Origin of the sequence: Pseudarthrobacter sp. H2, assembly GCF_050157045.1 — a bacterium.
GTDB lineage: Bacteria > Actinomycetota > Actinomycetes > Actinomycetales > Micrococcaceae > Arthrobacter.
Genome location: NZ_CP189594.1, coordinates 2,999,597 through 3,023,667, shown reverse-complemented (window position 1 = coordinate 3,023,667; position 24,071 = coordinate 2,999,597). Strand labels below are relative to the sequence as shown.

General features: G+C 69.2%; 19 protein-coding genes and 1 riboswitch. Of the genes, 7 read left to right on the top strand and 12 right to left on the bottom strand.

Annotated features, from left to right (window positions below; translation table 11 throughout):
• Positions 1-507 precede the first annotated feature (507 nt).
• The 8 genes from ACQCSZ_RS14190 to ACQCSZ_RS14155 all read right to left on the bottom strand — a co-directional run bounded on the left by ACQCSZ_RS14190 (position 508) and on the right by ACQCSZ_RS14155 (position 11,014).
• Positions 508-1,695, bottom strand: a complete 1,188-nt coding sequence (locus ACQCSZ_RS14190) for a hypothetical protein (protein ID WP_427004396.1) — start codon at positions 1,693-1,695, stop codon at positions 508-510.
• A 121-nt stretch (positions 1,696-1,816) separates the two neighbouring features.
• A complete protein-coding gene (locus ACQCSZ_RS14185) occupies positions 1,817-2,887 on the bottom strand; it encodes a Gfo/Idh/MocA family protein (RefSeq protein WP_427004395.1) in 1,071 nt (356 codons plus the stop codon).
• Positions 2,888-3,301: 414 nt separating this feature from the next.
• Positions 3,302-4,009, bottom strand: a complete 708-nt coding sequence (locus ACQCSZ_RS14180; RefSeq protein ID WP_427004394.1) for an ABC transporter ATP-binding protein — start codon at positions 4,007-4,009, stop codon at positions 3,302-3,304.
• Positions 4,010-4,011: 2 nt separating this feature from the next.
• Entirely contained in the window at positions 4,012-5,484 is a 1,473-nt protein-coding gene (locus ACQCSZ_RS14175; RefSeq protein ID WP_427004393.1) for an ABC transporter permease, read from the bottom strand.
• A 188-nt stretch (positions 5,485-5,672) separates the two neighbouring features.
• The gene (locus tag ACQCSZ_RS14170) at positions 5,673-6,773 is read right to left on the bottom strand and encodes a substrate-binding domain-containing protein (protein WP_427004392.1); all 1,101 of its coding nucleotides are present in this window, start codon (positions 6,771-6,773) and stop codon (positions 5,673-5,675) included.
• Between the two features lie 50 nt (positions 6,774-6,823).
• Positions 6,824-8,092 (bottom strand): multiple monosaccharide ABC transporter permease, encoded by a 1,269-nt coding sequence (mmsB, locus tag ACQCSZ_RS14165; RefSeq protein ID WP_427004391.1) that lies wholly within the window; start codon positions 8,090-8,092, stop codon positions 6,824-6,826.
• Positions 8,089-9,693, bottom strand: a complete 1,605-nt coding sequence (mmsA, locus tag ACQCSZ_RS14160) for a multiple monosaccharide ABC transporter ATP-binding protein (protein WP_427004390.1) — start codon at positions 9,691-9,693, stop codon at positions 8,089-8,091. Before mmsA ends, mmsB begins: the two co-directional genes overlap by 4 nt.
• Positions 9,694-9,823: 130 nt before the next feature.
• The gene (locus ACQCSZ_RS14155) at positions 9,824-11,014 is read right to left on the bottom strand and encodes an ROK family transcriptional regulator (protein WP_427004389.1); all 1,191 of its coding nucleotides are present in this window, start codon (positions 11,012-11,014) and stop codon (positions 9,824-9,826) included.
• Positions 11,015-11,315: 301 nt separating this feature from the next.
• Here ACQCSZ_RS14155 and ACQCSZ_RS14150 point away from each other — a divergent pair, with 301 nt between their 5' ends.
• Positions 11,316-12,128 (top strand): nitrilase-related carbon-nitrogen hydrolase, encoded by an 813-nt coding sequence (locus ACQCSZ_RS14150; protein ID WP_427008347.1) that lies wholly within the window; start codon positions 11,316-11,318, stop codon positions 12,126-12,128.
• On the opposite strand, the gene ACQCSZ_RS14145 is transcribed toward ACQCSZ_RS14150, so the two are convergent.
• On the bottom strand, positions 12,107-13,831 hold the full coding sequence (locus tag ACQCSZ_RS14145) for a PucR family transcriptional regulator ligand-binding domain-containing protein (RefSeq protein ID WP_427004388.1): 1,725 nt from the start codon (positions 13,829-13,831) through the stop codon (positions 12,107-12,109). The genes ACQCSZ_RS14150 and ACQCSZ_RS14145 overlap by 22 nt on opposite strands.
• 112 nt (positions 13,832-13,943) lie before the next feature.
• On the opposite strand from ACQCSZ_RS14145, the gene ACQCSZ_RS14140 reads away from it, so the two are divergent.
• Positions 13,944-15,482 (top strand): amino acid permease, encoded by a 1,539-nt coding sequence (locus tag ACQCSZ_RS14140; RefSeq protein ID WP_427004387.1) that lies wholly within the window; start codon positions 13,944-13,946, stop codon positions 15,480-15,482.
• Positions 15,479-17,176, top strand: a complete 1,698-nt coding sequence (locus ACQCSZ_RS14135) for a flavin monoamine oxidase family protein (protein ID WP_427004386.1) — start codon at positions 15,479-15,481, stop codon at positions 17,174-17,176. The genes ACQCSZ_RS14140 and ACQCSZ_RS14135 overlap by 4 nt, the downstream gene beginning before the upstream one ends.
• A gap of 75 nt (positions 17,177-17,251) precedes the next feature.
• Here ACQCSZ_RS14135 and ACQCSZ_RS14130 read toward each other — a convergent pair whose 3' ends face one another.
• The 3 genes from ACQCSZ_RS14130 to purU form a co-directional block, all read right to left on the bottom strand.
• Positions 17,252-17,773: a gamma carbonic anhydrase family protein gene (locus ACQCSZ_RS14130; protein ID WP_427004385.1), complete on the bottom strand. Its 522-nt coding sequence runs from the start codon at positions 17,771-17,773 to the stop codon at positions 17,252-17,254.
• Between the two features lie 133 nt (positions 17,774-17,906).
• A complete protein-coding gene (locus ACQCSZ_RS14125; RefSeq protein ID WP_427004384.1) occupies positions 17,907-18,305 on the bottom strand; it encodes a class I SAM-dependent methyltransferase in 399 nt (132 codons plus the stop codon).
• Between the two features lie 83 nt (positions 18,306-18,388).
• Positions 18,389-19,249: a formyltetrahydrofolate deformylase gene (purU, locus tag ACQCSZ_RS14120; RefSeq protein ID WP_427004383.1), complete on the bottom strand. Its 861-nt coding sequence runs from the start codon at positions 19,247-19,249 to the stop codon at positions 18,389-18,391.
• Positions 19,250-19,349: 100 nt separating this feature from the next.
• A riboswitch (ZMP/ZTP riboswitch) is annotated at positions 19,350-19,435 on the top strand.
• Between the two features lie 186 nt (positions 19,436-19,621).
• On the opposite strand from purU, the gene glyA reads away from it, so the two are divergent.
• The 4 genes from glyA (at position 19,622) to ACQCSZ_RS14100 (ending at position 23,907) form a co-directional block, all read left to right on the top strand.
• Positions 19,622-20,923: a serine hydroxymethyltransferase gene (gene glyA / locus ACQCSZ_RS14115; protein WP_427004382.1), complete on the top strand. Its 1,302-nt coding sequence runs from the start codon at positions 19,622-19,624 to the stop codon at positions 20,921-20,923.
• A 5-nt stretch (positions 20,924-20,928) separates the two neighbouring features.
• Positions 20,929-21,846 carry a bifunctional methylenetetrahydrofolate dehydrogenase/methenyltetrahydrofolate cyclohydrolase gene (locus tag ACQCSZ_RS14110; protein ID WP_427004381.1) on the top strand — a complete coding sequence of 306 codons (918 nt, stop codon included), beginning with the start codon at positions 20,929-20,931 and terminating at the stop codon, positions 21,844-21,846.
• A gap of 229 nt (positions 21,847-22,075) precedes the next feature.
• On the top strand, positions 22,076-23,245 hold the full coding sequence (locus tag ACQCSZ_RS14105) for a sensor histidine kinase (RefSeq protein ID WP_427004380.1): 1,170 nt from the start codon (positions 22,076-22,078) through the stop codon (positions 23,243-23,245).
• A complete protein-coding gene (locus ACQCSZ_RS14100) occupies positions 23,242-23,907 on the top strand; it encodes a response regulator (protein ID WP_427004379.1) in 666 nt (221 codons plus the stop codon). Before ACQCSZ_RS14105 ends, ACQCSZ_RS14100 begins: the two co-directional genes overlap by 4 nt.
• Positions 23,908-24,071: the final 164 nt, after the last annotated feature.

The window sequence follows — 24,071 nt, the reverse complement described above, 5'->3', positions numbered from 1 at the left end:
GACGCCATGTCGCCGGAGCCAGTGAATGCCGTTGAGTCCCCCAGCGGACCCAACGACTTCACTCCGGCGGACGCCATGTCGCCGGAGCCAGTGAATGCCGCTGAGTCCCCCAGCGGACCCAACGACTTCACTCCGGCGGACGCCATGTCGCCGGAGCCAGTGAATGCCGCTGAGTCCCCCAATCGGACCCAACGACTTCACTCCGGCGGTCACAGGACCTTGACGGGAGCGGGCGGCCTTAGGGAGGTCGCTCCCGGGGGGGCGCCGACGGCTGGTGCCCGGCTGCTGAGCCCGGGCGCCGTGGCGGCACCAGAGACGTGGAAGGAGGCGTTGAAAGACGCGCTGAAGACGGCAGCGGTGGCGCCGGAATGCGGAGCCTGGTGGCAATGAGGGTGCCGGAAGCCCGGCCGGGGACGGTGGTGTCCATTGGGAAATCTCCTGAATGACTGATGGCGGGCGCCCATGGCAGCCCGATTGGCCGTGCCTGTGGAGACAGGGACGGCCTAACTAGTCAGGAGAAGAACCGGGGTCAGCGGAAACGGCGGAAGGCGCGTGCTGGAGCGGCCCGCGGATCGGGTCGGCATCGGTGGTAGGCAGGTAAAAGCACACGCCGGGAATCCAGGCAGCCGCACCCGTGGGCCCGTTGGAGTGGCCATTGCCCGAGCCGGAGCCCGAGCCGGGGGCCGGAGGCACAGCGTCGGGTGCCGGCAACCCCGTGCCGCCGTGCAACGGGCCAGGGCCGTCAGTGCCGCCAGTGCCGCTTGGCAGCGGTGCGCCCGCGCTTCCCTGGGCGGGGGCATTCGGCGGGGCGGCAGGCTCCCCGGAGTCCGGCAAAGCGTCAGCGAAGAGGGCGCCGTAGGAGCCGGGCGGTGGAACGTACAGGGGAGGGAGGCCGCCGTCGTTGGGGCCGGCCAGGTATCCCGTCGACTGCCCTTCCGGCGGTCGGGCTGCTGCGGCTTCTTTGGCAGCCGCGGAACCAGGCAACGATCCGGAAGTCTCGCCCGAGGTGACCGCCGCTTCCGGCGGAGGCACGGGCGTCGACGCAGCCCGGAGACCAGGTGCCGCGGCCAGGTCTCCGGCAAGGGGACTTACCGGATCGGGCAGCGAGATGGCCGGACCCACCACCGGTGGCACCAGGCCGGGGCCCGGAACCGGCAGGACGGGGTCCACAACCGGGAGTGTGGGATCGGGTGCCGTCGCCGCGGGGCCCGGCACCTGGGCCGCGGGGCCCGGCACCTGGGCCGCGGGGCCCGGCACCGGCACCGGCACGGAAACGGGGTCAGGGGCCGGGGCCACCGGATCCGGCACCGGCACGGGGACGGGGACGGGGACGGGGTCCGGCGTCGGGACCGGAGCAGGACCGACGGGGGCCTGCGTGTCCAGGGCTGGGCCCGGAACGGAGGCTGTGGGTTCCGGTGCCGGCAGAATCGGGTCTGGAACCACAGCAAAAGCCGTTGCTTCCGCTGTGGGGCCGGCAGAATTCGTGGCCAGGGCACTGAGCGTGACGTCGTACGGGGCCGGACTGGTGGCCGCGACGGCGACGCCGGTGCCGCCCGGGACAAGGGTGTAAGCCGCGGCGGCGTCGGCGCTGGCACCGGTCGCGGAGAGCGCCAGCCACGCCATTCCGGCCGCGCCGGCCAGGAGAATCCGGCGGACGGTTCGGCGTGCACGCGAGGGAACTGATGCTGGTTCCACGCGCGCACCCCCGTTCCCGAAGCCTCGACAATTGCCTACAGGGTAAGTCAGCCCGCAGGGGCGAGTCCAGAGCGCCCGCGAAAATTCGCGGAAACAGGCCGGTTCAGGGACTGAAAGCCCGTCAGCGGGCGTCGTTCGGATAGCTGACCCCGAGCTGCGCGCGGACGCCGTCGAACAGCCGCATGGTGTTCAGGGAATCCTCCAGCGGCATGACCGGGCTCTCGGTGAGCCCCTGCTGGATGCAGCGCGTCACCTCCCGGAGCTCGTAACTGTACCCCCGCCCGACGACGGTGAACTGTTCGCTGCGCGGCTCGTCGAAGCCGATCCTCAGCCGGATCTCCTTGGGGTTGTTGATCGAGCCGCTGGTCTGGAGATAGCCCAGGCTGCCGGCGACTGTCGCCGTGCGGGGGCCATGTGCCAGCAGGGAGGAGGTCAGCTGCGCCTGTGCACCATGGTGGTATCCCAGCGTCAGCGCATTCTGGGCATCCACGCCGTCGTCGTTGACCCAGCCCGTGGCGCTGACCGTCTGCGGGAAACCCAGGGTGCCCAGCGCCCACAGCAGCGGATAGACGGTCAGGTCCAGCAGCGCACCGCCGCCGTCCTTCGGAGCCCAGAGCCGCGAGGTGGGCGAGTACGGCGCCGGGAAGCCCAGATCCGCCCCGACCCACTTGACCTCGCCGATCTCACCGGAAGCGGCGATCTCGAAGGCCCGCTGCATGCTGGGCAGGAAACGGCTCCACATGGCCTCCATCAGGAACAGTCCCTTGGCCCTTGCCAGCGCCACCAGCTCGGAGGCTTCGCGCGCGTTGACGGTCAGCGCCTTCTCGCACAGGACGTGCTTGCCCGCGGTCAGGGCGGCCAGCGCGATCTTGTGATGATGGGCGTGCGGGGTCGCGACGTAGACGATGTCCACGGCGTCGTTGGCGAGCAGCCGGTCATAACCCGATTGGCCGGCGTCGTCCCCGTAGGCCCGGGCAAAGCCGTAGTCCGCGGCGAAGGCATCCGCGGCCGCCTGGGTGCGGGAGCTGACGGCATAGAGCTCGGCGTCGGACAGCAGCGTGAGGTCACGGGTCACCGCCGCCGCCATGCCTCCGGTGGCGACGACCCCCCAGCGCAGCCTGGCGCCGGTGGCCGTGCGGGGATCCTGGTCCGGCTGGCTGAACAGCCAGGGCTTCGCGATGGGGGCAGTCATGGAGCCATCTTCTCACCGGCTGCGGGAGGGATCCGGGAATGGCCGCTGTGGAGTCTCATGACTTCACGGACACTTCCGTCCCATGGCCTCGTGGACACCCTGTCTCAGGCCTCGTGGACGCCGGGGGCGGTGTTTGCTCCTGCGCAGGAGCAATCCCGACCCGGATATCAGGATCCGTCATGCCGTGGCCACCCGGCCCGGGCCTCCCGCGCGGCGCATCGTGGGGCGGGTTGCGCGTCACCAGCCACACCAGGGGCATCACGGCCGGCCCCGCGGGAGCGCGCAAATGGACTTGACCCGCAAAAACGAACACAATACCCGCGAACATGACATTCGGGAATGGCCGCGAAGCTGAGGGAGGATCTGGTCGAGGGACCCGCCCCCAGCGTCCGCGGCGCACGAGGTGCCCGGCCCTCAGGCGGGCGAGGCCGCCGTCGCGCGGGCCCTGGCGGGCTCCTCCGTGAGCCTGCCCTGCTGGAGCCGGAAACGGCGTTCGGTCTTGTTGGCCAGGCTCCGGTCATGGGTGACCACGAGGATCGTGGTGTTGTGGTCACGGCTCAGCGAGCTGAGCAGCTCGATGATGTGCCCGCCGGTCTGCTCGTCCAGGTTGCCGGTGGGCTCGTCGGCCAGGATCAGCCGGGGCGCGTTGGCCAGCGCCCGGGCGATGGCCACGCGCTGCTGCTCGCCGCCGGAGAGCCGGTTGATGCGGCGGACGTGCTTCTCCGGATCGAGCTGCACCTGTTCGAGCAGCCCGCGGGCACGCTCCCGCCGTGCGGCCTTGCGGATCCCGGCAAACTCCATCGGCAGCATCACGTTGTCCACCGCGGAGAGATTCGGGATCAGGTTGAACTGCTGGAACACGAAGCCGATGTCCCGCCGCCGGTATTCGGTGAGCTTGCCGTCCGGCATGCCGGCCAGGCTCACGCCGTTGACCACGACGTCGCCGCTGGTGGGCTTGTCCAGGGCGCCGAGCAGGGACAGGAGCGTGCTCTTCCCGCTGCCGCTCTTGCCCACGATCGAGGCCAGCGTGCCCTGTTCGAGCTCGAAGCTGACGTCGTTGACCGGCTTGATGGTGCGGTCGCCGGACTTGAACGTGCGGACCAGGTTCCTGACTTCGATCATGGCTACTCTCCTCGGAGGACTTCGATGGGACGGATGCGGGCGGTCAGCAGGGCCGGGACCAGCGCGCCGATGATGGCGACGCCGAACACCGCGGCGATGCCCGCGGCAATCACGCCGGGGGAGGCGCTCGCCGTCACGGAGGTCAGCAGCTGGTTGGCGCCGCCGAAGGGGCTCCCAGCGGGAAGGCCGGCACCGCCTCCCGGGAAGCCGCCGCCGGGGAAGCCGGCACCGCCGCCTGCGCCGCGCTGCCCGGCGGCAGCGCCGCCCGCTGCCGCGGCACTGGTGGTGTTGGAACTGATCAGGGCAGAGGCGATGCCGCCGCTGGCGAAGGAAGCGACGGCGGCGCCCACCACGCTGCCCAGGGCGACCAGCACGAGCGCCTCGAGCACGAACTGCAGGCCCACGGTGCGGTTCGGGGCGCCGATGGCCTTCAGCACGCCGATTTCACGGCGGCGCTCGCGGACCAGCATGACCATGATCAGCAGGATGATCAGGCCGGCGGTCCCGAGGGCCGCGACAAAGGCGATGAAGGAAATGTTCTTGACGCTGCCCAGCGAGCTGACGGCGGTCTGCAGGTTGCGCTGGCCCTGGCTGACGTCGGCCTTGTCGGAGCCGAGGGCGGCCTGCAGCGCGGTCTTGGCGGCGTCGACGTTTTCCATGGAATTGACGGTGACGATCAGCGTGGAGAGTTCACCGGGCAGCGCGGCAAGGGTCTGGGCGGCCGGGAGGGTCACGTAGAGGGCGTTGTTGCCGAACGCGGTGCCGGCGTCGAACAGGCCCGCCACGGTGAAGGTCTGGTCGTTGATGGTGAAGGTCGAGCCCACGGCCAGGCCGTTCTTCTCGGCGAGCGTGGTTCCCAGCAGCGCGCCGGCGGACGCGGCGTTGTAGTCGCCCAGGCCCGTTCCCTGCGTCAGCTCCAGTGCCTTGCCGGTGGCGTCCACTTCCGCGCCGACGCCGGTGGCGGTGATCGGCAGCGAGAACGCCGGCGCCGGCGTGGCCGCGCCCCCGGATGTCCCCGTTCCGGTGGTTCCGGAACTGGCCTGGTTGCGGTTGCCGAGCGTTCCGGCGTCGACGGCGGCCGTAAGGCTGGTGGTCACCGTGGTGGCGGACTGCCCGCCGGGGCCGCCCCGGCCGGCCTGTCCTGCTGCTGCCTGAGCGGCCGCTGCGGCGGCGTTGCGCAGCCGCAGCGCCTTGGTGCCGACGACGGTGCTCACGTTCGGCACCGCCGCCGCGGTCGCGGCCTGCACGGCCGTCAACGGCTCGCCGCCGCCCTCGAAGCCCTGGCCGCCGGCCGGATTGACGGTGAGGACGGTGCCCACCGAGGCGTTCAGTTCGGCGACCTTCCCGGCCACCGCCTGGTTGGCCACCAGCATGGACAGGGCAAGGCCGATGGCCACTGCCAGGACGGCTACGACGGCGGCCGTCCTGACCTTGTTTCGAAAGGCATTGCCAACACTCCGGGCAAGGACGCTCACGGTACTCCTAGGGGTAACAGGGCCGGACGGATTGGCCGGCGGCTGCTCCCACACTGGTAGCCATCGCTGTGCAGGAGGCACTGGAAAGCTATGCGTCCGCTGTGAAGTCGCAGCGGGCCAGGCGGGCAGCAAAAAGCCCCGGCTCTCCCATGCGGGGGAGCCGGGGCTCGTGCGTAGCGTCGGTCAGGCTACTTCGTCAGCGGTCCGAGTACCGGATCGTCCACGTAGGCCGTCTTGACGTTCTCCTTGGTCACGATGACCGGCTCCAGCAGGTACGCCGGGACGGTCTTGACCTTGTTGTTGTACGACTTGTCGTCGTTGATCTCGGGCGTCTTGCCTGCCTGGATGTCCTTGACCATGGTGATCGCGTGCTCGACGAGCTTGCGGGTGTCCTTGTTGATGGTGGAGTACTGCTCACCGGCGAGGATGGACTTGACCGACTCAACCTCGGAGTCCTGGCCGGTGATGACCGGAGTCGGCTTGCCGGCGGCCTTGACCGAGGTCAGGACAGCGCGGGCCAAAAGGTCGTTCGGGGACAGGACGCCGTCCAGGGGGGCGCTGCCGTAGCTGCCGCTCAGCAGGGTGTCGGCGCGACGCTGGGCGTTCTCCGCCTTCCAGCCCTGGGTGACTGCCTGCTCGAAGGAGGTCTGGCCGGAGAGGACCTTGAGGGTGCCGTCGTCGATCTTGGGCTTGAGGACGCTCATGGCGCCGTCGAAGAAGACCTTCGCATTGGCGTCATCGGGAGAGCCGGCGAACAGTTCGATGTTGTACGGGCCGGAGGGGTTCTTTGCCTGCATGCCCTTGAGCAGCGCCTGCCCCTGCAGCACACCGACCTTGAAGTTGTCGTAGGCCACGTAGTAGTCCACGTTCTCGGTGTTCAGCAGCAGCCGGTCATAGGCGATGATCGTTGCGCCGGAGTCCTTGGCCTGCTTGAGCTGGGTTCCCAGCTGCGCACCGTCGATCGCGCCGACGATGATGACCTTTGCACCCTTGGTGACCATGGCGCTGATCTGGTTCTGCTGCTCCGAAACGCCGCCGTTGGCGAACTGCACATCGGCCTTGAAGCCGGCGCCGTTGAGGCCGTCGTTGAACAGCTTTTCCGCCAGGACCCAGTTTTCACTGGTCTTCTGGGGCAGCGCGACGCCGATCGAAGAGTTCTTCGGGAATGCCTCGCCGCCCGTGCTCGAGCCGCCGGAAGGTCCGGTGTCGGTACGGCCGCAGGCCGTGAGCGCCAGTGCCGCAATGGCAGCGATGGCTGCTGCCTTTCCTGCTTTACCAATCAGTTGCATTGCTTGGTTCACTTTCTATAGGTGGTGTGCGGAGAATCGTGGGGGGCGGGTTAGGCTCCCTTTGCAATGGCCTCTTTGGTGGATGTGGTCTCGTCGGGCCCGATTTCGCTGCTGCGGCCGAAGTTTTTCATCATCATGCCGATGATCGATTTCTTGCCCTGGCTCTTGTTGTAGACGTCGAACGCCACGGCGATCAGGAGCACGAGGCCCTTGATGATCTGGGTGAGGTCCGCGCCCACGCCGAGGAGCTGCAGGCCGTTGTTCAGCACGGCCATCACGAGCCCGCCGACGATCGAGCCGATCACGGTGCCCACGCCGCCGGTCACTGCCGCGCCGCCGATGAACACGGCGGCGATGGCGTCCAGTTCCCAGCCGACGCCGTCGAACGGGCCCGATGCGGTGGAGCGGCCGACGAAGATCATGCCCGCCAGCCCGGCGAGGATGGCCATGTTCATCATCACCAGGAAGTTGACCTTCTTGGACTGGACACCCGAGAGCTCGGCGGCGTGCCGGTTGCCGCCGACCGCGTAGATGTGGCGGCCGATGATGGTCTTGGAGGCGATGAAGCCGTAGATGATCACGAGGACGGCGAGGATCAGGCCGGGGATCGGAAAGGACGTTCCCGGCCGGCCGGTCGCGAACAGGTACGTCGCGTAGAGGATGGCGCCGCAGATCAGCACCAGCTTGGTGATGACCACCCAGCCCTCGGGGACCTCAGCGCCGAGTGCCTTCGCGTTGCGGCGGGAGCGGAGTTCGCTGAAGATCACGAACGCGACGCCGAGCAGGCCCAGCAGCACGGTGAGGTTGTTGAAACCTGTGTTGGGGCCCACCTCCGGGAGGTAGCCGGAGCCGATGTACTGGAAGTCCTTGGGGACGGGGATGGTGTTGGACTTGCCCACGAACTGGTTGAAGCCGCGGAAGAGGAGCATGCCGGCCAGCGTCACGATGAAGGCAGGGATGCCCACAAAGGCCGTCCAGAACCCTTGCCAGGCCCCGATCAGGGCCCCGAGGGCCAGGCCCAGCAGGATGCCGGCGTACCAGGGGATGCCCCAGTCGCGGATGGCGAGTGCCACGCTGACGCCCACGAAGGCCGCAATCGAGCCGACCGAGAGGTCGATGTGGCCGGCGATGATCACCAGGACCATGCCGATCGCGAGGATCAGGATGTACGAGTTGCCGTTGAAGAGGTTGATGACGTTACCCGGGGTGAGCGTGCGGCCCTCTGTGAAAATCTGGAAGAAGACGATCAGTGCAACCAGGGCGAAGATCATGCCGAATTGGCGGGTGTTGCCGCCAAAGAGTTTCTTGAGCGCGTTCATTGTGTCGGTCCTTGTCCGGAAGGTTCTGGAAGGTTTCCAGAGGGTAAGGCGGTCTTGCGGGCGGAAGTCATGAGTTTCATGAGGCTTTCCTGGCTGGCTTCGTCTTTGTCCAGGACGCCGGTGATGGCGCCTTCGAAGATGGTGTAGATGCGGTCGGAAAGACCCAGCAGCTCCGGGAGCTCGGAGGAAATGACGATGACGCCCTTGCCCTGGTTCGCCAGCTGCTGGATGATGCCGTAAATCTCATACTTCGCTCCGACGTCGATCCCGCGGGTGGGTTCGTCCAGGATCAGGAGGTCCGGGTCGGTGAACATCCACTTGGCCAGCACCACCTTCTGCTGGTTGCCGCCGGAGAGCTTGGCCACCCCCTCTTCAACGGACGGGGCCTTGGTGCGCAGCGACTTCCGGTACTGCTCTGCGACCGTGAATTCCTTGTTGGCATCCACGATGTTGTGCTTGCTGATCTTCTTCAGTGCGGCCGAAACCGTGGTGGCCTTGATATCGTCCAGCAGGTTCAGTCCCAGGGTCTTGCGGTCCTCGGTGACGTAGCCCAGCCTGGCGTCGATGGCCTGCTTGACGTTGCGGAAGGTGCGTTCCTTGCCGTCCTTGTAGATGTGGCCGGAAATGAACCGTCCGTAGGAGCGCCCGAACACCGAGCGGGCCAGCTCGGTGCGGCCGGCGCCCATGAGCCCGGCGAAGCCGACGATTTCGCCGCGGCGGACGAAGAAGCTGGAGTCCTTGCAGACCATGCGGTCCTGGATCTGCGGGTGCCCCACGTTCCAGTTCTTGACCTCGAAGAACACCTCGCCGATCTTGGGCTCGTGGTCCGGGAACCGGGACTCCAGGGTCCGGCCCACCATGCCCTTGATGATGCGGTCCTCATCGACGCCGTCGGCCTTGACATCGAGGGTTTCGATGGCCTTGCCGTCGCGGATGATGGTGATGGAATCCGCGATCTGCTCGATCTCGTTGAGCTTGTGGGAAATCATGATGGACGTGATCCCGCGGCCCTTCAGGCCGAGCATCAGGTCCAGCAGGTGCTGGGAATCGGATTCGTTCAGGGCGGCCGTGGGCTCGTCCAGGATGAGGAGCTTCACGGACTTGTTCAGGGCCTTGGCGATTTCGACCAGCTGCTGCTTGCCGACGCCGATTTCCTTGACCGGGGTTTCCGGATGGTCCCGCAGGCCCACCCGGGCCAGCAGCTCGGTGGAACGGGTCCGGGCCTCGGCCCAGTCGATCACCCCGCGCCTGGTGGGTTCGTTGCCGAGGAAGATGTTCTCCATGATGGACAGTTCCGGGATCAGCGCGAGTTCCTGGTGGATGATCACGATCCCGGCGCGCTCGCTGGCACGGATGTCCTTGAACTCCTGGACTTCGCCCTGGTAGACGATGTCGCCTTCATAGCTGCCGTACGGGTACACGCCGGACAGCACCTTCATGAGCGTGGATTTGCCGGCTCCGTTCTCACCGCAGATTGCGTGGATCTCGCCGGCCTTCACCCGCAGGCTTACCTCGGACAAGGCTTTAACGCCGGGGAATTCCTTGGTGATGGAGCGCATCTCGAGGATGATCGGATCGCTGTGCGTGTCGAGGGACGTCATATTCCCTTACGCCTCCAATGCATGACTTCGTTGTCCGCCCTGCAAAGCACAGGGTCGTCTGATGAAAAAGTAAACTGGATCACATACGTTGTAGTCAAGTCTTTAACGCAACAGGCCGATAACGAATACCTCAATTCCGGCGGATTCCGGCGTGCTGGAAGACCAGCGCCGTGGCCCCGAGGGCCTCGGCCCGGTCGCCCAGGGAGGACATGGTGAGGGTCGTCGTCTCGCCGATCAGGGGCACGGCATGGCGGGTCAGGCCCCGGCGGATGGGGTCCAGGAGCAGGTCGCCCAGGCCCGCCAGCGGCCCGCCCACGACGATCACTTCGGGGTTGATCAGGTTCGCCACATTGCCCAGGGCGCGTCCGACGGCCAGTCCGGCGTCGTCCACCACCCGCACCGTCGCGGAGTCCCTGGCGAGGGCTTTGCGGACGATGTCTTCCGGCGCCAGCGGCTTGTCCTCCCCGCGGCTCAGGAGTTCGATCATGGTGGTGGTGGAGGCGACCGTTTCCAGGCAGCCCCGGTTTCCGCACCGGCAGACGAGCCCGTGCTCATGGATGGTGGCATGGCCGATTTCGCCGGTGATCCCGACGTTGCCGTAGTAGGGCGCGCCGTTGAGGATCAGCCCCGCGCCGATGCCCGAGCCGATCTTCAGGAACATCAGATTGTTGATGCCGGTGTGCGGCCCCCAGGTGACCTCCGACAGGGCGCCGAGATTGGCGTCGTTGTCAACAAACACGGGGAGTTTCAGGGCTTCCTCGAGGCGGCGGAGGATGTCGATGCCGACCCATTCGGGCAGGATGGCGCCCTGCGCCACGGTTCCGGTGCGGCGGTCGATGGGCCCCGGAATGCCGACGCCGGCGCCTACCAGGGCGCTGCGTTCCACGCCGCTTTCAGCCAGCAGCGCCTCAAGGACGCCGACGGCGGCGGCGATGCCTTCCTCGGCGTGGTGGCCCAGGGGGAGCAGGACCGATTGCTTGGCGAGCACGTGGTAACTGAGCGAGGCCAGGACCACCCGCAGGTGCCGGCGGCCGAAGTCGATCCCCACGGCGACGGCGCCGTTGCTGTTCAGCCGGACGTTCAGGGCGCGCCGCCCGGAGCTGGTGATCGGTTCGGTGGAAGCGAGTCCTGCCTCCTGCATGATCCTGACGATGTTCGAGACCGTGGCCGTGGAGAGGCCGGTCTGCCGTGCGAGCTCGGCCTGCGTGGACGGTCCGGCCAGGAGGCATTCGATGATCCGCTGCTGGTTCAGATGCCGGAGCGCCGACTGCGATCCGGGGTTTTTGCTTCGGCTCCTCGTTGAGCTCGTTGATGAGGGCATGAATGAAGCGTCCCGCATCCCCGGTTTGTAGTCAAGAAGTTAACGTATGCGTCGGCGCGCGCCTGCTGCCGGCACGGCAGGGCTTTCTGTCCTCCGGCCGCACCTGCCGGGCGGAAATGCACCAGGCCGGCGGCACCGCAGGTGGCTAGGCTGGGCAGGAAGAGATGCTGGCCGGGCTTCCGCGTGCTGCGTTCAGGCGCTGCATGCCGCGTGCTGCATTCTGCGTACTGCATTCTGCGTACTGCATTCTGCGTACTGCATTTGCATGCTGCGGAGGCCCCGTGGAGAGGTTGAGGTGGTAATGGTGCTGCTGGCCGTGATGCAGGCGAATGCCGCCGTGCTGGACATGGACGCGAACTGCGCGGCGGTGGAGGAGGCCGCGGGGAAGGCCGCCGCTGCCGGTGCGCAGCTGCTCCTGACGCCGGAGCTGTTCCCGGTGGGGTACGCGCCGCGCAGGATCCGGGCGGAACTGGACCCTGCGGTGCTGCCGTCCCTCCGCCGGACCCTCGCGGACATCGCCCGCAGGCATGGCATCGGGCTGGTCTACAGCCTGCCCGCGGTCACCGCGGAGGGGGAATGGCAGATCACGGCCACCCTCCTGGACGAGACCGGAGCGGAGCTGCTCAGCTATGCCAAGGTCCATCTCTTCGGTCCGGAAGAGCGCGCGGCGTTTGCCGCGGCCGGCGCGGCTCCCGGCGTCGTGGATTTCCACGGGGTCAAAACCTCCCTGGTGATCTGCTACGACGTCGAGTTCCCCGAGTCCGTCCGGGCTGCCGCCGTGCGCGGGGCCGGGCTGGTGCTGGTCCCGACGGCCCTGTCCGAAGGGTTCGACGCCGTGCCCCAGGTGCTGGTCAGGGCGCGGGCCCTGGAGAACCGGCTGACCGTGGCCTACGCCAACCACTCCGGCACGGAGGAGGGCTGCGACTTCCTCGGCGGCAGCGTCGTGGCCGCCCCGGACGGCTCGCTGGTGGCCGCTGCCGGGGCCGGGGACGAGTTGCTGTTTGCCAGGCTGGAGTTTGCCGGGCTGCCGGAGCCTGAGGCGGATCCCGGCAGCGGGGATGTGGCGTACCTGCGGGACCTGCGGCCGGAGACCTACCGGTCCTGGGGCAGCTGACCCTTCTCCTGCCTGGGCTCCTGGCTGGCACGCCCCGCGTCAGGGGCCGCCGGAAGGTCCGGGAGCCCGCCGGTGTACTGCAGCGCGATCCAGAATTCCGCGCGGGCCTGGGCCTGGTTGAAGTCCGTCCCCAGCAGCTCCGCGAGGACGCCGATCTGGCGGCGGACGCTGTTGCGGTGCAGTCCCGTGATTTTCGCCGTCGCGTCCCAGCTGCCGTTCTCGCCAAGCCAGGCGCGCAGGACGCCGAGCAGGGTGTCGCGGCGTTCCGGTTCAAGGGCCAGCACGGGTTCCAGCAGCCGGGCGGCCAGCATGGCGCCGGCCTCCTCGCCCAGCAGCCCGGTCACGGACCAGGTGACGTCGTCCACCCGGACGCTGCGCCCGGTGGCCTGGACGCGGGGGCGCAGGGACGAGGCGCGCTGGTAGGCGCCGGCCAGCCCGGCGAAGTCGGTGGCGCTCCCGATCACGAGGCGCCAGCCCGGCCGTTCCACCTCAGCCAGCAGGGTGTCGTCGACTTTCAGCCGGGTAATGGCGGCAAAGCCGTACTCGGTGAGCTCCACCAGCTTGGTATCGAACATCCTGCGCCATTCCAGCAGCCCCCGGACGGAGTTGTTGTCATCCCCGGCGGCGCGGAGGCCCAGCACCACCCGCAGCTGCCCGGAACGGGTGGACGAGACACTTTGCGCCAGCAGGTCCTTGAGGCCGTTGACGTGCCGGTCCCCGCCCGACGTCGCGCTTTCCGGATGGAGCAGCAGCGCGGTGGCGAGCTGGCTGGGGGCCAGTGAGCCGCTGGTGCGTTGCCGCACCAGCAGTTCCAGGAGCCCGACGGCGGAGGAGACGACGCTGTTCTGGGCCGGGGTCAGCGGCTCGTCCGTTCCCAGGACCAGGGCGCCCAGATTGGCGTCCCGGGTGCTGCGCAGGGGGTAGCCGAAAACCCGGGACGATCCGGCCGCGTCGAACGAGTCCACCTCCACCCGGGGTCCGCTGCCGGCCAGCAGCCGTGCCAGCAGCGGCTGCAGCGCCGCCGGATCCACGGCTGCGCCCGCGCCATGGACGCTGCCTGCCCTGCCTGTTCCCTGCGGGGTGGCCGCACCCCGGGCGCGGACCCGTCCGTCGGCCCCTACCAGCACCGCCCAGACCGGAATCCGCTGCACGAGCGCCGCCAGGAGCTCGTGTTCCGGCCGCGCCGAGAGCACGGCACGCATGAGCTGCCGGCTGGTATCGGCCAGTTGCCGGAACGTCCTGGCATTGTCCGATTCCAGCAGCTGGGAGAATTCCAGTCCGACGGCGGCGAACGGGACGGTCTGCGGGACTTCGACCAGGGTCAGGTTGTGCCGCCGGCAGGCCTGCACCACGGCCTCCGGCACGGCGTCGAAGTAGGGCTCGAGACCGAACCCCAGGGCGCCGACGTGCGCCCCGACCAGGCGTCGCACATAGGCATCCACCTGCGGCTCCCCGCCGCCCTCGCCGAGGAACGGCAAACCGGCAGTGAGCACGAATTCGCCGTCGAGCAGGTACGGGGTCGGGTCCTCCAGCTCGCTCGGCTCCACCCAGCGCAGCCGCCCCGCCCCGTTGCCGGCGTCGTGCAGGAGCCTCAGCTCCGGCGGGAGCTGCGCCAGGAATTGCGCCAGGGTGACGAAGCCGAGCCGTTCCGGGGCGTCAGCAGCCACAGCTGCCGCCCTCCCGGGGTCCGGAGTGAAGTGCATTAAGTCTCATGGATGACGACTATAGGTCATTTTGCACCGTCATGAGAGCTGCCTCACACCCCTACGCTGAACGAGGGGAAAATGACCACTACTGAAGATAAGGACGTCAAGGATGACTGTGCCAACTCTTGCCAGGGAACGCCAACCGGCCACGGGCCGCCGTCCCGGCCTGGCCGCGCAACTGCTTCGCCGCAAGCCGATCGGCCAGCTTGCCAGCGAGGCTGAGACGGGCCACGGCGGTACGCGCCTGGTCCGCAGCTTCGGCGTGATCCAACTGACGATGATCAGCGTCGGCGCCACCCTCGGCACCGGCATCCTCGTCATCCTGGGCGAATCGGTGCCGCTGGCCGGGCCGGCCATCTGGATTTCCTTTGCCATCGCCGGACTTGCCGCCCTGCTCTCCGCTGTCTCCTACGCGGAGATGGCCGGCCTGGTTCCCGCTGCCGGCTCGAGCTACTCCTACACCTACGCCACCATGGGCGAAGGCATGGCCTGGATCTGCGGCTGGTGCCTGGTCCTGGAGTACGCCGTCTCCGTGGCCGCCGTCGCCGTCGGGGCCGGACAGTACGTCAATGAAGCCCTGGCGGTCTTCGGCGCGGTCCTGCCGGACGCGATCGCCGCGCCGCCGGGCGACGGCGGGGTGCTCAACGCACCCGCGATCGTGATCGTGGTCCTGGCGATGGTGCTCCTGATCCGTGGCGCCAAGGAAAGCGCCTGGATCAACACCGCCATCGTGCTGATCAAGGTCGGCATCCTGCTGTTCTTCTGCGCCGTGGCCTTCACCGCCTTCAACGGCGGACACTTCGAACCGCTGATGCCGATGGGCGCCGCCGGCGTCTCGGCCGCCGCGTCCCGCGTCTTTTTCTCCTACATCGGATTCGACGCCGCGTCCACCGCCGGCGAGGAAGCCCGGAACCCGAAGCGGGACCTGCCGCGGGCCATCCTGCTCTCGATGCTGATCGTCACCACGATCTACGTGCTCGTCGCCGTCGCGGCCATCGGCGCCCGGCCGTGGGGCTGGTTCGACGGCACCGAAGCCGCCCTCGTGAAAATCCTCGAAGAAACCACGGGACAGCCCTGGGTCGGGGTGGTGTTCGCCGTCGGGGCCGTCCTGGCGATCGCCAGCATCGTGCTGACCGTCCTGTACGGGCAGACCCGCATCCTGCTGTCCATGGCACGGGACGGGCTGGTTCCCAGCATCTTCGGCCGTGTCTCGCCCCGGACCGGCACCCCGGTGGCCGGGACCCTGATCGTGGGCAGCGCCGTCGCGCTGACCGCCGGCCTCGTCCCGCTCGGTGCCCTGGCCGACGCCACGAGCATCGGCACCCTGTTCGCCTTTGCCCTGGTCAACGTCGCCGTCATCTACCTGCGGCGCACCCGGCCGGAGCTCAAGCGCAGCTTCCGGGTGCCGCTGTTTCCGCTCACGCCCATCCTCGGCGCCCTGATGTGCGCCTACCTGATGGCCAACCTCGGCGCCGAAACCTGGGCGGTGTTCGGCATCTGGATGCTGGTGGGCGTCGGCGCCTACTTCGGCTACGGCCGCCGGAACTCCAGGGTGGCCGCGCTGGGCCATGAGGAATACCGTGAACTAGCCGGCCTCCAACCCGCCAAAACCACCACACCCCAGGACCTGAAGGCAGGGATCTCATGACCATCGCCACCGAACTGCCGGCCCCCGGAACCGCCGCTCCAGCGGATGACCGGCCCATCACCATGCTGAACCCGGATTTCCCGTTCAGCTATGACCACTACCTGGCCCATCCGGACGGCCTGGGCTCGGTCCCGCCGGCGTTGTACGGGACCGAGGTGGCGGTGGTCGGCGCCGGCCTCTCCGGGCTGGTGGCCGCCTACGAGCTGATGAAGCTTGGCCTGCGCCCGGTCCTCTACGAAGCGGACCGGATCGGCGGCCGGCTGCGGACGGCGAGCTTCCCCTCCGCGCCCGGCGTCGTCGCCGACCTCGGCGGGATGCGCTTCCCGGTCTCCGGCAAAGCCTTCTACCACTACGTGGACCTGCTCGGACTTCAAACCCGGGAGTTCCCGAACCCGCTGGCGGCGGCGACGTCGAGCACCGTGATCGAGCTCGCCGGGCAGAAGCATTACGCCACCACCCCGGCGGACCTCCCGCCGTTCTTCCGGGAGGTCGCGGAGGCGTGGAAGGCCGCGGTCAACGACGGCGCCCAGTTCGCCGAAATGCAGGCCGCCATCCGGGCCCGGGACACCGCCAGGATCAAGGAGCTCTGGAACGCGCTCCTCCCGCTCCTGGACGAACAGACCTTCTACGGCTTCATCGCCGGCAGCGACTCGTTCAAGGAAGCCGGCTTCGCGCACCGGGAGGCGTTCGGCCAGGTCGGGTTCGGCACCGGCGGCTGGGACACGGACTTCCCCAACTCCATCCTCGAAATCCTCCGCGTCGTCTACACCGACGCCGACGATGCGCACCGCCTCATCGCCGGCGGCGCGCAGCGGCTCCCCGAGGCACTCTGGCAGCACGCGCCGTCGGGCATGGCCCACTGGCCCGACGGGACCTCCCTGGCGTCACTGCACGCCGGTGCCCCGCGGGGCGCCGTGGACCGGATTGCCCGCGAGGGCAGCGGCGACTTCCGCATCCGGGAGCGGTGGGGCCGCGAGTCGGCCTATCCCGCCGTGGTGACCACCTGCCAGTCGTGGCTGCTGTCCACCCGGATCCACACCGACGAATCGCTCTTCCCTGCGGAACTGTGGACGGCGATCGAGCGCTCGCACTACATGCAGTCGTCCAAGACCTTTGTGATGGTGGACCGGCCGTTCTGGAAGGACATTGATCCGGAGACCGGCCGCGAGGTCCTGTCCATGACGCTCACGGACCGGCTGAACCGCGCCACCTACCTGCTCGACAACGGCCCGGACCAGCCGGCGGTGATCCTGCTGTCCTATACCTGGAACGACGACGCGCTCAAATGGCTGGCGCTGGATGCGGACCAGCGGGTTGAGCTGATGCTGCATTCGCTCGCCCAGATCTACCCCGGCGTGGACATCACCAGCCACATCGTGGGCCAGCCGATCACCGTCTCCTGGGAAGCGGACCCCAACTTCATGGGCGCGTTCAAGGCGAACCTGCCCGGGCATTACCGCTACCAGCAGCGTCTCTTCAGCCACTTCAAGCAGGACAAGCTGCCGGAAACCCAGCGCGGGATCTTCCTGGCCGGCGACGACGTCTCCTTCACCGCGGGCTGGGCCGAAGGCGCCATCACCACCGGGCTGAACGCGGTCTGGGGCGTGGTCAACCACCTCGGCGGCCGGACCCCGGCCGGCAACCCGGGTCCAGGGGACCTGCTGGACGAGCTGGGGCCGATTCCGCTGGACTGAGGGGCCGGGGCGGAGCGCCTGGGCCGGGCGGCACGGTTCGCGCCGGGAGGACATGCCCACCGGGCGCCCGGGCGGTCAGGAGTTGTGCAGCTCCCGGTGGGCCCGGGCCAGGTCCAGGTAGTGCGCGGCATTGTGCTGGATGCCGGCGAACTCCTCGTCGCTGAGCTCCCGCCGGACCTTGGCCGGCACCCCGGCGACGAGCGAGCGCGGCGGGATGACCGTGCCTTCCAGGACCACCGCGCCGGCGGCGACGAGGGATCCGGCGCCGATCACCGCGCCGTTGAGGATCGTGGCGCTCATGCCGATCAGGCAGTCGTCCTCGACCGTGCAGCCGTGCACCACGGCACCGTGGCCGACGCTGACCCGGGCGCCCACGGTGCAGGGGAAGCCGGGGTCCGCGTGCAGCACCACGTTGTCCTGCAGGTTGCTGCCGGCGCCCACGGTGATGGCGGCGGTGTCGGCGCGGACGGAGACGCCGTAGAAGGCGCTCGAGTTCTCGGCCAGCGTGGCCCTGCCGATCACCGAGGCGGTCGGCGCGATGAAGGCGGAGTCGTGGACGGCCGGGGTGTCACCGGCGAAAGCGTAGAGGGGAGCCATGCCCCCAGCCTAGAACACGCCCCCGCACCGCGCCCCGCATCGGGCCCAGCCGGCCCAACTGGCTCGCATTAGTTGCCGTTTTCAGCGTTCAAAACGACAACTAGTGCGAGTCAGTTGGGTCAGCCGCGGAGCGTTATCCGGGGGAGCGCAGTATCGTGAAGCCCTGCCCGGGGCCGGGGAGCACGACGGCGATCGGGGCACCCGGCGCCGTCACGCGCCCGAGTTCGCGGACGACGTCGTCCCACTCCCCGGGCGGCAGGCCCGCCAGGGCGTCCACCGCCCAGACCGCGGGGAACACCGAATCGGCAAACGGCAGCACGGCGTCGGCAGCCACCGAGGCCTCCAGGCCCCTGGCGCGCGCGGAATGGATGTTTTCCTCCGACGGGTCCACGCCGGTGAAATGGATGCCGGACGCTACGAACAGGAGCCCGTCCGTGCCGTGGCCGCAATCGAGGCCAAGCACCGAATGCCGGCCCTCGGACTTGAGCAACGCCACGAACCCGGCCAGCCGGTCCTCCCGGATACCTGCCATAGCTCCAGTCAAGGACGGTGGCGGCCCAAAGACAATGGCCAGTTATCGGCCGTCCAGTCGGAGACCGCGCAGTTGAAGACCGTTCAGTTGAAGACCACGGTGCGGTTGCCGTCCAGGAGCACTCGGTGTTCGGCGTGCCACTGCACGGCCTGGGCCAGCGTCCGCGCTTCCACGTCGCGGCCCATCTGGACGAACTGTTCGGGCGTGCGGCGGTGGTCCACCCGGATGACTTCCTGCTCGATGATCGGCCCCTCATCCAGGGCAGCCGTAACGTAGTGGGCGGTGGCGCCGACGAGCTTCACGCCGCGGGCATGCGCCTGGTGGTACGGCCTGGCGCCCTTGAAGGACGGCAGGAAGGAGTGGTGGATGTTGATGGCGCTGCCGGTGAGCTCGGCGCACAGTTCGTCGGAGATGATCTGCATGTACCGGGCGAGCACCGTGAGCTCGATGTCGTGCTCCGCCATGAGGGCGCGGAGGGTGTCCTCGGCCTGGACCTTAGTGTCCGGGGTGACCGGGATGTGGTGGAAGGGGATGCCGTAGAACTCCGCCAGGCCGGCCAGGTCCTGATGGTTGGACACGATGGCCGGGATCTCGATGGGCAGGGTTCCGGAGCGCTGCAGGAACAGCAGATCGTTCAGGCAGTGCGCCGAGGTGCTGGCCATCAGCAGGGTGCGGACCTTGCGGCCTGCCGGGTTGAGGCTCCACCGCATGCCGAAGGCCTGGGCCACCGGCTCGAGGGCGGCCTGGAGCCCGGCGTACGGCGCCGCCGTCGTGGCCTCGACCCGCATGAAGAACGTGCCTGTGCTCTGGCTGCCGTACTGCTGGGAGTCCGTAATATTGCAGCCCGCCACGAGGAGGGCGCCGGCGACGGCGTGGACGATTCCCGGCCGGTCCGGGCAGGAAAGGGTAAGGATGTAGGAGGCAGTCAGCTGGTCGTCAATCACGTAGAACAGCCTACCCGCGCGTAACGGCGGGCCCGGGCACCGTCACGGGCACCGTCAGCGGGCACGGTCACCGGGTGCGGGCCAGGGCCCTGGGGTAGGCTTAACCCGTCGCAACTGGCGTTGGGTGGTGAACCACCAGGGAGCGGCACTCACGAAGACCACGGATCGTACGCCTGGGCCGAGGGTCCTGTTTTGCCGGCTGCCAGCACGATGCTGCCAGCACCATGCTGCCGGCCCGCCGCCGGCACCCGCTACGGGTGCCGGTCCCCGGCTCGTGCCCCGTCTTCGGGGTGCCGTAATCTGGGGGCGCCGCAGCGGGCCAGCCGGTAACCTGACCTTAAAGCAGTGCCGTCGCCTAGCCAGGAGTTATCCGTGACCACTTCCGTTAGCCTTTCATCCGCCGCCGTGAGCAACCAGCCGCTGGCCGACCTTGATCCCGAAATCGCCGCCGTCCTTGCCCAGGAGCTGGGCCGCCAGCGCGGCACCCTGGAAATGATCGCCTCCGAGAACTTCGCCCCGCGCGCCGTCATGGAGGCCCAGGGCTCGGTCCTGACCAACAAGTACGCCGAGGGCTACCCGGGCCGCCGCTACTACGGCGGCTGCGAGTACGTCGACGTCGCCGAGCAGCTGGCGATCGACCGCGTCAAGGACCTCTTCGGCGCCGAATACGCCAACGTGCAGCCGCACTCGGGCGCCCAGGCCAACGCGGCCGCGCTCGCCGCCATGATCACCCCGGGCGACAAGATCCTGGGCCTCTCGCTGGCCCACGGCGGCCACCTGACGCACGGCATGAAGCTGAACTTCTCCGGCAAGCTCTACAAGGTTGCCGCGTACCAGGTCGAGGAAGACACCTTCCGGGTCGACATGGACAAACTGCGCGCGCAGGCCGTCGCCGAGAAGCCGCAGGTCATCATCGCCGGCTGGTCCGCGTACCCCCGCCATCTCGACTTCGCCGCCTTCCGCTCGATCGCCGACGAGGTCGGCGCCCTGCTCTGGACGGACATGGCCCACTTCGCCGGACTCGTGGCCGCCGGCGTGCACCCGAGCCCGGTGCCGCACTCCGACGTCGTGACCTCCACCGTGCACAAGACCCTCGCCGGCCCGCGCTCCGGCGTGATCCTGGCCAGGCAGGAATGGGCCAAGAAGCTCAACTCCGCAGTCTTCCCGGGCCAGCAGGGAGGCCCGCTCATGCACGTGATCGCCGCGAAGGCGGTGGCCTTCAAGATTGCCGGGACCGCTGAATTCAAGGAGCGCCAGGAGCGCGTCCTGGAAGGCGCCCGGATCATCGCCGACCGCCTCAACCAGTCCGACGTGGCCGACGCCGGCGTGTCCGTCCTGACCGGCGGCACCGATGTGCACCTGGTCCTGGTGGACCTGCGCAACTCCGCGCTGGACGGCCAGCAGGCCGAGGACCTGCTGCACTCCGTCGGCATCACCGTCAACCGCAACGCCGTGCCGTTCGATCCCCGCCCGCCGATGGTCACCTCGGGCCTGCGCATCGGCACCCCGGCCCTGGCCACCCGCGGCTTCGGCGCCGAGGAGTTCACCGAGGTTGCGGAGATCATCGCCGCGGCGCTGAAGGCCGGTGCGGCCACGGACGTGGAGGCCCTGCAGTCCCGCGTGGACAAGCTCGCCGCGGACTTCCCGCTGTACCCGCAGCACGAGCAGTGGTGACGCGGATGAGCACTGGCTCCGCAACAACCGCCCAGGCGCTTACCGCGCAGATCCTCGACGGCAAAGCCACCGCCGCCACGATCAAGGCCGAACTGACCGAACGCGTTGCCGTGCTCAAGGCCAAGGGCGTCGTCCCCGGCCTGGGCACCATCCTGGTGGGCTCGGACCCGGGCAGCACCTGGTACGTGGCCGGCAAGCACAAGGACTGCGCCGAGGTGGGCATCACGTCCATCCGCCGCGACCTTCCCGAGGACACCAGCCAGGAGGACCTCCTGGCCGTGGTCCGCGAGCTTAACGAGAACCCGGAATGCACCGGCTACATCGTCCAGCTTCCGCTGCCCAAGCACATCGACCAGAACACCGTCCTGGAGGCCATGGATCCCGAGAAGGACGCCGACGGCCTGCACCCGATGAACCTGGGCCGTCTCGTGGCCAGCGTCAGCGGGCCCATGAAGTCCCCGCTGCCTTGCACGCCCAAAGGCTGCGTGGAGCTCCTGACCCGGCACGGGATCAACCTCAACGGCAAGCGCGTGCTGGTGGTCGGCCGCGGCGTCACCATCGGCCGCCCGGTGGGACTCCTGCTCACCCGCAAGGACGTCAACGCCACGGTCATCCTCGCCCACACCGGCACGGTGGACCTGCCCGCCGAACTCCGGCAGGCCGACGTCGTGATCGCCGCGGCCGGACAGCCGCACATGATCAAGGCGGCCGACCTCAAGCCCGGCGCGATCGTGCTCGACGTCGGCGTCAGCCGCGTGGACGACGGCAACGGCAAGGCCGTGGTCACCGGAGACGTGGAGCCGGCTGCTGCCGGCGTCGCCTCCTGGCTGTCCCCGAACCCCGGGGGAGTGGGCCCGATGACCCGGGCCATGCTGCTGGCCAACGTGGTGGAAACCGCGGAACGCCACGTGGGAATCGCTTAGCCCGGTGGTCGAGGCTTAGCCCGGTGGTCGAGCCTTAGCCCGGTGGTCGAGCCTTAGCCCGGTGGTCGAGCCTGTCGAGACCTGATTTCGACGGGCTCAATCACCGGCCCGCCCCAGGGCTCAATCACCGGTCCGGCAGGGCGCCTACTCCCGCGGGAGTAGGCGCCCTGCCCCGTTAATGCCCCGTCAAGCAGACGACGCCGGCCCGCTCCGCCGCTAGGCTCGGGGTATGCAGCGCCGATTCCAGGGTCCGCCCACGAGCTTCATGGTGGTCGCCGTGGCCGCCGTCCAGGTGGTGGGCACCCTCTTCGCTGCAGCCCGGCAGCCGGACCACAGGCCGCTGGACGCGCTGGCCTTCGCGCTGCTGCTGGCCGGCCCGGCCGCGCTGTCCCTGCGCCGCCGCGCACCGCTGGTCATGCTTCCCGCAGCCGTGGCAGCCACCGGGGCCTACCTGGCTCTCGGCTATCCGTGGGGGCCGGTGTTGCTCTCGCTGGCGCTGGCCCTGATCCTCACCGCCGCAGCCGGCAAGCGCTGGCAGGCGTGGACCGTGGCCGGACTGTGCGCCGCTGCCGTGACCATCGGATCGGTCCGCAGCGGTGCTGAGACGGCGCTGGTCCGCGCCTTCGCGGGCACCGCCTGGCTGGCCATCCTTGTCCTGCTGGGCGAGGGCATCAGGCTCAGGAGCGAGCGGGTGGCCGAACGGCACCGCCAGCGCGAAGCCAGGGAGCAGGCAGCCCGGGATGAATACCGGCTGGCGCTGGCCCGCGACATCCACGACGTGGTGGCCCACTCGCTCTCCCTGATCAACGTCCGGGCCTCTGTTGCGCTGCATCTGGGCGACCGGGATCCGGAGCAGTTCCGGCCGGCGCTGGAGGCCATCAAGGCGGCCAGCAAGGAATCCCTGGACGAGGTCCGCCAGCTGCTGGGAGTGCTGCGCGACGATGTCCCGCTCGGCCCGGCGGCCGGTCCCGGGCTCGGACGACTGCCCGCACTGGCCGAGACCGCGCGCCGGGCCGGACTCGAGGTGCGGCTGGAGGAGCGGATCGAGGTCCCGCTCCCGGCCCCCGTCCAGGAGGCCGCCTACCGGATCGTGCAGGAGGCGCTGACCAACGTGGTGCGGCACGCCGGAGCCGGCCGGACCGCCGTCGTCCTGGCCGCTCCCGCCGCCGGACCGGACGCCGGACGGCTCACCGTAACGGTCGACGACGACGGCCGTGGCGCGTCCGGCGCGGCCGAAGGAAACGGGGTGACCGGGATGCGGGAAAGGGCGGCGGGGCTGGGCGGCACCGTCGAGTTCCTGCCCCTGGACCCGGGCTGGCGGGTCCGGGCGGTCCTTCCGGCGGCCGGTGTTCCCGGCCCGGCGCCGTCGTCCCGCGGCACGGGGAACGGCCGGCGATGATCCGCATCCTGATCGCCGATGACCAGACGCTCATCCGCGCCGGATTCCGGGCCCTCCTGGACGCGGAGCCGGACATGGACGTGGTGGCGGAGTGCGGCACCGGGGACGAGGCGGTGCGCCTGGCGGCCCGGGACAGGCCCGACGTCGTGCTGATGGACATCCGGATGCCGCACGGGGACGGGCTGGACGCCACCCGCCGGATCCTGGCCGATCCCGGCCTCGCGGGAACGCGGGTCATCATCCTCACCACCTTCGAACTCGATGAGTACATCGCCGAAGCCGTGCGGGCCGGGGCGGCCGGGTTCCTCGTCAAGGACACCGAACCGGCGGAACTGCTCCGCGCCGTGCGGGTCGTGCACGACGGCGACGCCCTCCTCTCGCCCTCGGTGACGCGCCGCATCATGGCGGCGCTGGCGGTGCAGTCCCGCGCCGCCACACCGCCCACGGCCCTGGACCGGATCACCGAACGCGAACGGGAAGTCCTGCAACTCGTGGGCGAGGGGCTCAACAACGCGGAAATCGCGGGGCGGCTCTTCATCACCCCGCTGACCGCGAAGACCCACGTGTCCCGGATCATGGCCAAGCTGCAGGTCCGCGACAGGGTGCAGCTGGTGGTCCTGGCGTACGAATCGGGCCTCGTCCGGCCAGGCTGGGCCGGATAGCGGCCTGGTGCTGCCGGCTGGCGGCGCGGGCGGCGCGGGTGCACCGGGTGGCCTCCCGCCGGAGTACGCCGGGCGGGGACAATGACTCCCGGCGGCGGACGCGGCCGGAACGCCCGCGCGGAAGACTCGGTACAGGGCCGGAAACCCGGCCCGAACCGAGAGTC